This is a genomic window from Streptomyces sp. VTCC 41912 (genome assembly GCF_045799175.1).
GTDB classification, from domain to species: domain Bacteria; phylum Actinomycetota; class Actinomycetes; order Streptomycetales; family Streptomycetaceae; genus Streptomyces; species Streptomyces albulus_C.
The window spans coordinates 1-659 of record NZ_JBJMAB010000110.1 but is presented as its reverse complement, the minus strand read 5'-3'; the positions used below and the strand labels follow the sequence as shown (position 1 = coordinate 659).

Below are 659 nucleotides of genomic sequence, written 5' to 3'. Positions count from 1 at the left end.
CGATGAGTTGTGGTCGAGAATCGAGCCGTTGCTGCCATCGAAACCCGATGGTCAGCGGCGGCCGGGGCGGAAGAAGGTGTTGGAGGACCGCAAGGTGCTCTGCGGCATCTTGTTCGTCCTCTACACCGGCATCCAGTGGGAATGGCTGCCCGGCGAGCTCGGGTTCGGCTCGGGGATGACCTGCTGGCGGCGGCTGCGGGACTGGAACAACGCCGGGGTGTGGCAGCGGCTGCACGAGGTGCTACTGGACGAACTGCGGGCCACCGAGCGTCTGGACTTGTCGCGGGCGGTGATCGACAGCTCCCACGTCCGGGCGCTCAAGGGCGGCCCAAAACCGGACGGAGCCCGGTCGACCGAGGCCGACCGGGCTCCAAACACCACGTGATCTGCGACGCCACAGGCATCCCGCTGGCTGTGACGCTGACCGGAGGAAACCGCAACGATGTCACCCAGCTGATGCCCCTGCTGGAAGCGATCCCGCCCATCCGCGGCAAACGCGGCCGGCCCCGCAAGCGACCGAAGGAGGTCTACGCCGACCGAGGCTACGACCACGACTGCTACCGGCGCCAGGTCTGGGCAAAGGGCATCAAGCCGGTCATCGCCCGACGCGGCACCGAACACGGCTCCGGCCTGGGAACCAAGCGATGGGTCGTGGAACA

Annotated in this window: 1 pseudogene; it reads left to right on the top strand. The window is 67.7% G+C overall.

From position 1 onward, the window contains the following. Window positions 1–659 (top strand): annotated as a pseudogene (locus ACJ6WD_RS41355) (IS5 family transposase); the annotation flags it as partial.